This is a genomic window from Mesorhizobium sp. P5_C1 (genome assembly GCF_054049815.1).
Genome location: NZ_JBFULQ010000236.1, coordinates 1 through 8,401 on the forward strand (window position 1 = coordinate 1; position 8,401 = coordinate 8,401).

Consider the following 8,401-nt stretch of genomic DNA (forward strand, 5'->3'; position numbering starts at 1 on the left):
GGGCATCCTGCAAAACCTTGTGGTGGAGCCCGAGCTTGACGAAGGCCAGCCGACCTGCCTTCTGTCTTGTCAGCGTAGGCGACGTGAAGCGCAAGCAAATCAAGAAGACCGAGYCGGTCAGCCCCAGGCTGGCCTAGCGCAGCGTGTCGAGGTCGCCGATACCGAGGTTCGTATGATGGGATCGATGTCGGTAATGCTACGAGCCCTTTTGGCCGCTTCAAGCGTGCAATCGGCGGCGTTTGGCGTTCATACATCTGTACTGAAATGACGCGCCCGAAGAGATTCGAACTCCTGACTCTCAGACTCGTAGTCTGGTTAGAAACTGTAGGCTACCGCTGCAATCCGAATACGGAAGCGACCATCGCGTTAGGCAGCACGGTTCACCAGCACTGCGTGGAGCGCCTCAGGCTTAAGGTGGGTATACCGTTTCAGCATTTTCCAGTCCTTGTGCCCAGTTACCAGCGCAACCTGTTCAATCGTGAATCCAGCCTCGAAAAGCCGGCTCGTACCCTCGTGACGCAAGTCATGAAAATGAAGGTCGTCGATGCTCAGGTCAGCGCATCCTCGACGGAAGGCGGTGCCGACTGATCGATGATTGAAAGGGAAAATTCGATCATCGTCATTACTGCGCTTTGTCCGCTGCTCCTCAACAATGGCCCACGCATCATATCCAGTTGCCGCGAATAGCGGTATGCGCTGATTGTTGCCGTTCTTGTTCCGAGGATCTTTCCGGTCACGGATAAGAAGCATTCGAGTACGAGATTCCAAATCGGACMAACGCACCTTGCAGATTTCCTCCTGGCGCATCGCGGTTGCGACAGCGAAACGTATGATCTGGCTAACCGGAGTAATTTGACGTGCGTTTGCATCGAAGTGACCGATGAGCCTATCGAGTTCATCCTGCGTCGGCCGCCTGTCGCGCTGCTGGCCTTTCCCAACGAGACCAAGCCTCTTCAGGGCGATACGCGCCAGATCAACCGGCTCGACCTTCACGGGCAGACCGTGAACGGCCGCAGCATGAGACAGGATGAGTTTTACAAAGCCGATGTCGATGCCGAGAGTCATCGGCCCGGCACCTTGTGCGGCCCGGTCGCGACCAAAACGAATGAGCCGTTCGCGATCGAGAGCCGCGATGTTGCACTTCCCTAGATGTCTTTGCAGCATATCAAGGGCTGCGGCCTTGGAGCGGCGAGGGGACTTGCCTACATCGCACATGTCGTCGATATGAAGGTCGATGAGTTCGCCGAAGGTTTTCAGGCGCGCTATACGGGACTTGGTCGGCGTCTCACCGCGATCGACTTGGCGCTCGGTTTCGGTTGCCCAGCGCCGTGCATCCTCTCGGCGCAGGAAGGTCTCGCTGACGTAGCGACCTTTGCGACGGACCTGGACACGCCAGGAACCGGACGAGAGTTTTGTGTAGGTGGCCATTTTTTCGTGTGCGCTCCGTGTGCACTGAGAGATCGAAACGTGGCGAAAAGGGTCGTATTCTGGCGTAAATTCGTGTGCACTCGACAGGGTCTAACGATTTGATGTTAAAGAAAAAATGCTGAAAAATCAAGATCATAGACTGGCCGTGGCACCCATGATGGATTGGACGGATCGGCATTGCCGGTTCTTCCATCGCCAGCTGACCAGCCGTRCGCTGCTTTACACCGAGATGGTGGTGGCCGACGCGGTTATCCATGGCGCGCGCGAGCGGCTGCTTGGCTTCGATGCGGCGGAGCATCCCGTCGCCTTGCAGGTCGGTGGCTCAGATCCCGGAAAACTCGCCGAGGCGGCGCGCATCGGCGAAGCCTTTGGCTATGACGAGATAAACCTCAATGTCGGCTGCCCGTCCGACCGCGTCCAGTCGGGCGCTTTCGGCGCCTGCCTTATGAAAGTGCCTGACCTCGTCGCCGACTGCGTCGCGGCGATGAAAGCGGCGGTGGCGATTCCCGTCACCGTCAAATGCCGCATCGGCGTCGACGAGCAGGATCCCGAGCCGGCGCTCGATACGCTGGCGGACGGTGTTTTCGAGGCTGGCGCCGACGCGCTGTGGGTGCATGCGCGCAAGGCGTGGCTGGAAGGGCTGAGCCCCAAGGAAAACCGCGACATCCCGCCGCTGGACTATGGCCGCGTCTATCGGCTGAAGGCCAGAAAACGAAACGAATTCATTGGCATCAACGGCGGCATCCAGTCGATCGAAGAGGCGCGGGCGCATCTCGACCATGTCGACGGCGCCATGCTTGGCCGCGTCGCCTACCACACGCCTGGCATCCTGGCCGGCGTCGACGCCGCCTTCTACGGCGTCGAGTCCGACGCGTTCGATTTCGCCGCGCTGATCGATGCCATGGCAGAGTACGCGGCCCACCATATCGAACAGGGCGGGCGGCTTGGCCATGTCACCCGCCATATGGTCGGACTGTTCCATGGCTTGCCCGGCGCGCGCCGCTACCGCCAGATCCTGTCCACCGATGCGACCCGGCCCGGTGCCGGACCGGACGTACTGAAAACGGCCTTCGCAGCCGTAGAGTTCGGTGGAGCGGCGGCCGAAGCCGCCTGACGCGTTAGGTCGGGGTCAATCCCTGAGGATCATGCGGTCGCCGCGCACATCGAAGCCCGACAGCGAGCCGATGAAGTTCATGCCAAGCAGGCTCTGGCTGAGCATACCGGGTGCCGCGATCATCACCGGCATGTCCTTGCGCACGATGCCGCCGATCGCCAGTTGATCGGTCTTGACGGCCGCGGCGCGCGCCATGCCGTTGGCGGTTGAGACCGGTATGGTGTAGTTGAGCGCCGCTGGATTGAATCCGGATGCCTGGGCGTCCTCGGACGTCAAAACGGTGCTGGTCGCGCCGGTATCGACAACAGCCCGCACTGGATTGCCGTTGACCAGGATGCGGGCTTCGAAATGGCCATTGTCCGCCTTGTCGAGTGTCACCGTCGCGTGGCCGTCCTCGACGCCCAGAGCCAGCGGGCTGCCGGGAACAAGGCCCGCGGTGACCCGACTGGCGACATCCTGCAGTTCGTAACGATACTGGTAGCCGGCGATCAGCGCGAGCGCGATGGCCGCCCAGGCGCCAAGGTTCCGGGCCATGGCACCCAGGGGCCTGCCCGAGCGAAGCAGGCCGGCGCCGACCAGCGCGCCAAAGGCGCCAAGCCAGATCAGCCGGCCAAAATCGTAATTCTCGACGCCGAGCGTGCTGCCGGCGGAATCGGTGAGCATGAGCAGGACTGCTCCCATCCCAATTGCGGCAATCAGTATCCAGAACAGGCGGTTCATCTGTGTGGTCGCCTCACGAAAGCGCGTCGCGTTCGCGCGTCATACGAGCGCGGCGCGTTTCCCGTCGCGGCCGACGCTCGACCGTTTCCAGACGGGCAGGCAATTCAGCCATGACGGAGCGACGCGTTTCGGGCGTCATGCCGATCCAGGCGCCGATTTCCTCGCGCGTGCGTCCGCAACCGAAACAGAAGCCGGTTTTCATGTCGATCGAACAGACGAGGATGCACGGGGATTCGATGACCGTCATGTCTTTCTCTTGAGGGTTCCATTAGGAATCCCTTGTTGCACCTCCACATGGTGCAACCGCAAAGCCAATGCAAGCCCTCGCAATTACGCCTTTCGCGRCGACCTTTGCGGCAAATGCGTGAGCATGATCCAGGAGGTTGTGCCAACCGCGCAAGGCGGCTATGCCGCTCACCAACTCCAGGGAATGAATGCCGACGACATGACCAGCGCGCTGCCTTTCGATGATTTTCGCAACCTGCTGGCCAATTTGCCGGCGGCCGACACGATTGCCGAGGTCCGTGTTCGAACGCTGTTTGCCAAGGCCGACAAGCCCGTCAATTCGCTTGGTCGCATCGAGGACATTGCCGCCTGGCTCGCGGCCTGGAGCGGGCGGGCTCCGCCCGCCGTGACAAGGCCGTTGATGGCGGTCTTTGCCGGCAACCATGGCGCCACCCGGCATGGCATTTCGCCACGGCCGGTGGCGGCGACGGCCAACGCGGTCGAGCTTTGTGCCGCCGGAGGTGCTGCCATCAACCAGATCTGCATTGCCAATGATCTCGGGCTGAAGGTTTTCGATCTCGCCCTGCACATCCCGACCGCCGACTTCACCGAGGATGCAGCATTGGACGAGCGCGGTTGCGCCGCCACCATGGCCTTTGGCATGGAAGCGATCGCGGGAGGCACCGACCTGCTTTGCCTCGGCGATCTCGGCGTCGGCAACTCCACTGTTGCTGCGGCCCTGTTTGCGGCGCTGTTCGGAGGCAAGGGCGCCGACTGGGTCGGCCCGGGATCCGGCGCCGGTGCGGCGATGCAGGTACGCAAGGCTGAAGTGGTCGATGCGGCACTTGCCTTTCACGGCGGCCATCTCGGTGACCCGTTGGAGGCGCTGCGCCGGGTCGGTGGCCGGGAATTCGCAGCGATCGCCGGCGCCATCCTCGCCGCGCGGATGCAGAAGATACCGGTTCTGCTCGACGGATTTGCGGCAACGGCGGCTGCAGCAGTGCTGCATGCCGCCAACCCCACGGCACTCGACCACTGCCTTCTTGCCAGCGTGTCGTCGGAGCCCGCGCATGCTCGGGCCGCCGAACGCCTCCGTCTTCGCCCGTTGCTCGACCTGGGCATCGGCCATGGTGAGGGAGCAGGGGCCGCTCTTGCCGCAGGCCTGGTCAAGGCAGCGGCGCTGACCAGTTCAGGCATGGCGGCGGCCGTTCGGGGTTAGACGCCAGACACACGAGCGAAGTCTGCTATCGCCGCCGCGCCGCCACCGCCGCGGTCGGCAGCGCCGGCAGTTCTTCCATCACCCGGCTCAGCGGGAAGATGGCGATCGCTTCGGTGCCTTCGCGCAGCTTGGAATGAAGTTCGAACTCGCCGCCATGCATGGCGAGCAGGCCTTGCACGATCGGCAGGCCGAGCCCGGTGCCTTGCTCGGCGCTCTTGATGGCAATCGAGCCCTGACCGAAGGCCGAGAGCACCACCGGGATTTCGTCTTCGGGGATGCCGGGACCGTTGTCCTTGACTGAAATGTACTGTCCGCCACCCGCCGTCCAGCCGACGCGAACGCGGATTTCGCCGCCGGTAGCCGTGAACTTGATGGCATTCGACAGAAGGTTGAGCGTGATCTGCCGCACCGCCCGCTCGTCRGCAAACAGGCGCAGCAACTCATGCTCGAAATCCTGGACAATGCGGATATCCTTGTTGCGGGCCCTCAATTCCATCATGTGACAGYAATCCTCGACGATGTTGAGCAGCATCACCGGCTCCTCGTTGAGCTGGTAGCGGCCGGCCTCGATGCGCGACAGGTCGAGGATCTCGTTGATCAGGTCGAGCAGGTGCTGGCCGGATTCATGCACGTCATGGGCGTAGTCGCGATAGGTCGGGTTGCTCATCGGTCCGAGCACCTCGTTCGACATCACCTCGGAAAAGCCGAGAATGGCGTTGAGCGGCGTGCGCAATTCGTGGCTCATCGAAGCGAGGAACCGCGACTTTGCCAGATTGGCGTCTTCCGCCCGCCGCCGTGCTTCGTCCGACATCGATTTCGCCGTCTCCAGTTCGGCGACCAGCGCATCCTTTTCGGAGCGGAACGACAACAGCATCAGGGACGAGCGGTTGAGGTGACGGGCGACATAGGCGAAGAATGGCAACGACACGACCAGCAGCCCCGCCATGATCGCCCCGACCGGCATCCACAGCTTGACGCCCGCATAGGCATAGAGAGCCACCGGAACGGCAAAGGTTGCCAACAGGGCGCCACCCAGGGAAGAGGTCATGACGGCGGTCGCCGCCATGGCGACCAGCAGCACCACCGCTTTGACAACCTGGAACTGGTCGGGCAGGCAGGTGCTGCAGCCAAGCCAGACGAACCACCCCCAGCCGAGACCGCAAAGGAAGTGGCCGATCAGCAATTCTCTTTGTGTTTGCAGTGGGTTGAGCTCGGAAGCTTCAGTGCGCTCAATGCGCCGCGCCAGGAAGGTGACGATGATGTAGCAGGCGAGCGTGAACAGGGCCCAAAGGCCGATCTCATTGCCGACGCCGGCAAACCGGCCGGCTGCCGCGATCGCCAGGACGAGCAGCGGGATGGCGATGGCGCCGCTTGTCATCGCGCGGGCGTGGAGCTTCAGGAGTTCGCGATCAAAATCGGGATTGCCGGCCTGCTGCGAAAGACGGTCGCGCGTCTTGCGCACCGCGCGCGCGACATCGCTGTTGCGATGAGGTTTCCTGCGGTCCACTATGAACTTGTCCGCTGTGTTCGAGCGTTGCAAGGGCATGAAACTTCAATTTATGCGAGCAGCGGTTTCCAAGTGTTAAGCTACGTTCGAATGATTAACCAACCGTTTGCCATATGAGCCGTTCATGGGGCACGAGGCCGCGCCGGCGATACGCTGCGCCACCCCGAAGCTTGGGGCGCCGGCTGATGGATTACGGGCTTACCGTCATCATTCTCGGATTGCTGATCCTGTTGGCGGCTCGTCTCGACCGGGTGGAAACACGCAAGACGGAGGGTGTGGCAATCGTCAACGATGGCGATTCCATCACGCTTGGCGCCGAGCGTGTCCGTATGCGCGGTATAGACGCTCCAGAATATACGCAGACCTGCCGCAGGAATGGCGCCGACTATCCCTGCGGCACGCTTGCGCGCCAGGCGCTGGTGCGACTGATCGCCGGCAAGCCCGTCTCCTGTACCGGCTGGCAGCGGGACCGCTACGGCCGGTTGCTTGGCAACTGCACCGCCGGCGGCAAGGATCTCAACCGCGCGCAGGTGGAGGCGGGCTGGGCGGTTGCGTTTGGCGGCTTCGAGAGCGAGGAGGCCACGGCCCGTGCGGCAAGGGTCGGCATGTGGGCGGGTACATTCGACCGGCCGCAGGACTGGCGCGACAGCCATCACGGCGAAGTCGTTGAGAGAAAGCATGGCACGCTGGCGTCGATCGGCGATGCCGTGCGTGAGATTTTTCGGTTCTGGTAAACCCCGTAAGGGGTTGAACTCTATGGTTGTTGGGAAACCGGGAGGATGGGAATGAAGTTGTTCGACGGTGGCCGCGCACCCAATCCGAGGCGGGTCCGCGTTTTCCTGGCCGAGAAGGGCATTACTGTTCCGCTGGTGCCCATCGACATGGGCGCGCTGGAGCACAGGAAGCCGTCGGTCAGTTCGCGTAACCCTTTGCAGCGTCTGCCGGTGCTTGAACTCGACGACRGCACGATCCTCACCGAATCCGTCGCCATCTGCCGTTATTTCGAGGAGTTGCAGCCCGAGCCGGCCCTGTTCGGGCGTGGCGCGCTCGGCAAGGCGCAAGTCGAGATGTGGYAGAGACGGATGGAATTCAACCTGCTCAGTTGCGTCGCACAGGCCTTCCGTCACATCCACCCGGCGATGAAGGAATGGGAAATTCCGCAGATTGCCGAATGGGGCGAGGCCAACAAGCCCAAGGCCGTGGAATTCCTCAGGCTGCTGGACGATGAGCTGGGCAGCCGGGAGTTCATCGCCGGCGACAGCTATTCGATTGCCGACATCACCGGCCTGATCGCCGTCGACTTCATGAAACCGGCACGCATCAAGGTGCCGGACGAATGCGCGAATGTGTTGCGCTGGCACCAAGCCGTTTCCAGCCGGCCGAGCGCCGCCGCCTGACCATGATCCTGAAAAGCGGAAGCCAGTTTTCGGACGAGATCACGGTCGACGAGGATGCGCTCGAAAGCTTCGCCGAGACGGTTCGCGCTTGCCGCATCTGCGTCGAAAGTCCGATCGGCAAGCCACTGCCGCACGAACCGCGACCGGTGTTGAGACCATCGTCCAGCGCCCGCATCTTGATCGCCAGCCAGGCGCCGGGAACCAAGGTGCATATCACAGGCATGCCGTTCACCGACGCCTCCGGCGACCGCCTGCGCAGCTGGCTCGGGGTGACGAGCGAGGAATTCTACGACATCGATAAGTTCGCCATCGTGCCGATGGGCTTTTGCTTTCCCGGCCAGGATGCCAAGGGTGGCGACTTGCCGCCGAGGCGCGAATGCGCGCCGGCGTGGCGCGCGCCGTTGATGGCGTTGATGCCGCGGATCGATCTGGTGCTTACCATCGGCATCTATGCGCAGGCCTGGCACATGGGTGCCGTGCGCCGACCTTCGCTGACCGAAACGGTGATGGACTGGCGTGCCATCTGGGATCAGCCCGGCAGCCGGAAAGTGCTGCCGCTGCCGCATCCGTCGTGGCGCAACACCGGCTGGCTGAAGAAGAATCCATGGTTTGAAATGGATTTGCTGCCATTCCTGAGATCGGAAATCCGCTATCGTCTCGATTGAACTTTCAGCAAGAAATCACTCGCTTTTTGCTCGATCGGCAGAATTTCTTTCTTGTGGAAGGCTCCAATAAGGCGGAATATAGCCAATCTATTCCCCCGGAGAGAAAAAGATGGACCGCCTCGATAG

Annotated in this window: 10 protein-coding genes and 1 tRNA gene; 6 read left to right on the forward strand and 5 right to left on the reverse strand. The window is 62.2% G+C overall.

Annotated features, from left to right (window positions below; genetic code table 11):
• Positions 1-268 (forward strand): hypothetical protein (locus tag ACXJ7R_RS18545; protein ID WP_457153115.1); only part of this gene is annotated, 268 nt, incomplete at its 5' end.
• Here ACXJ7R_RS18545 and ACXJ7R_RS18550 read toward each other — a convergent pair.
• Positions 269-336: transfer RNA gene (locus ACXJ7R_RS18550), tRNA-Ser, on the reverse strand.
• 30 nt (positions 337-366) lie between these two features.
• Entirely contained in the window at positions 367-1,428 is a 1,062-nt protein-coding gene (locus tag ACXJ7R_RS18555) for a tyrosine-type recombinase/integrase (RefSeq protein ID WP_457153116.1), read from the reverse strand.
• 115 nt (positions 1,429-1,543) lie between these two features.
• Between ACXJ7R_RS18555 and dusA the strand changes: the two genes are divergently transcribed.
• Positions 1,544-2,542, forward strand: coding sequence for a tRNA dihydrouridine(20/20a) synthase DusA (gene dusA / locus ACXJ7R_RS18560; RefSeq protein ID WP_457153117.1), 999 nt, complete (start codon positions 1,544-1,546; stop codon positions 2,540-2,542).
• A gap of 15 nt (positions 2,543-2,557) precedes the next feature.
• On the opposite strand, the gene ACXJ7R_RS18565 is transcribed toward dusA, so the two are convergent.
• Together ACXJ7R_RS18565 and ACXJ7R_RS18570 are read right to left on the reverse strand one after the other, a co-directional pair.
• The gene (locus tag ACXJ7R_RS18565; protein WP_457153118.1) at positions 2,558-3,262 is read right to left on the reverse strand and encodes a TIGR02281 family clan AA aspartic protease; all 705 of its coding nucleotides are present in this window, start codon (positions 3,260-3,262) and stop codon (positions 2,558-2,560) included.
• Between the two features lie 13 nt (positions 3,263-3,275).
• Positions 3,276-3,509: a DUF1289 domain-containing protein gene (locus ACXJ7R_RS18570; protein WP_095091520.1), complete on the reverse strand. Its 234-nt coding sequence runs from the start codon at positions 3,507-3,509 to the stop codon at positions 3,276-3,278.
• A 198-nt stretch (positions 3,510-3,707) separates the two neighbouring features.
• On the opposite strand from ACXJ7R_RS18570, the gene ACXJ7R_RS18575 reads away from it, so the two are divergent.
• Positions 3,708-4,706: a nicotinate-nucleotide--dimethylbenzimidazole phosphoribosyltransferase gene (locus ACXJ7R_RS18575; RefSeq protein WP_457153122.1), complete on the forward strand. Its 999-nt coding sequence runs from the start codon at positions 3,708-3,710 to the stop codon at positions 4,704-4,706.
• A gap of 25 nt (positions 4,707-4,731) precedes the next feature.
• Here the strand turns inward: ACXJ7R_RS18575 and ACXJ7R_RS18580 are convergent, their stop codons facing one another.
• Positions 4,732-6,252 (reverse strand): sensor histidine kinase, encoded by a 1,521-nt coding sequence (locus ACXJ7R_RS18580; RefSeq protein WP_457153119.1) that lies wholly within the window; start codon positions 6,250-6,252, stop codon positions 4,732-4,734.
• Positions 6,253-6,326: 74 nt separating this feature from the next.
• Between ACXJ7R_RS18580 and ACXJ7R_RS18585 the strand changes: the two genes are divergently transcribed.
• From ACXJ7R_RS18585 to ACXJ7R_RS18595, 3 genes are read left to right on the forward strand one after another with little or no spacing between them, the layout of a single operon-like run.
• Complete coding sequence (locus tag ACXJ7R_RS18585; RefSeq protein WP_095091522.1) at positions 6,327-6,947, forward strand: thermonuclease family protein; 621 nt, start codon at positions 6,327-6,329, stop codon at positions 6,945-6,947.
• Between the two features lie 51 nt (positions 6,948-6,998).
• Positions 6,999-7,610, forward strand: coding sequence for a glutathione S-transferase (locus ACXJ7R_RS18590; protein WP_457153120.1), 612 nt, complete (start codon positions 6,999-7,001; stop codon positions 7,608-7,610).
• Complete coding sequence (locus tag ACXJ7R_RS18595; RefSeq protein ID WP_457153121.1) at positions 7,550-8,275, forward strand: uracil-DNA glycosylase family protein; 726 nt, start codon at positions 7,550-7,552, stop codon at positions 8,273-8,275. Before ACXJ7R_RS18590 ends, ACXJ7R_RS18595 begins: the two co-directional genes overlap by 61 nt.
• Positions 8,276-8,401 lie beyond the last annotated feature (126 nt).

Coding starts and splice junctions, on each gene's coding strand:
- ACXJ7R_RS18565 (WP_457153118.1), bottom strand. CDS start 3,262: ATGAACCGCCTGTTCTGGATACTGATTGCCGCAATTGGGATGGGAGCA.
- ACXJ7R_RS18570 (WP_095091520.1), bottom strand. CDS start 3,509: ATGACGGTCATCGAATCCCCGTGCATCCTCGTCTGTTCGATCGACATG.
- ACXJ7R_RS18575 (WP_457153122.1), top strand. CDS start 3,708: ATGACCAGCGCGCTGCCTTTCGATGATTTTCGCAACCTGCTGGCCAAT.
- ACXJ7R_RS18585 (WP_095091522.1), top strand. CDS start 6,327: ATGAGCCGTTCATGGGGCACGAGGCCGCGCCGGCGATACGCTGCGCCA.
- ACXJ7R_RS18595 (WP_457153121.1), top strand. CDS start 7,550: ATGCGCGAATGTGTTGCGCTGGCACCAAGCCGTTTCCAGCCGGCCGAG.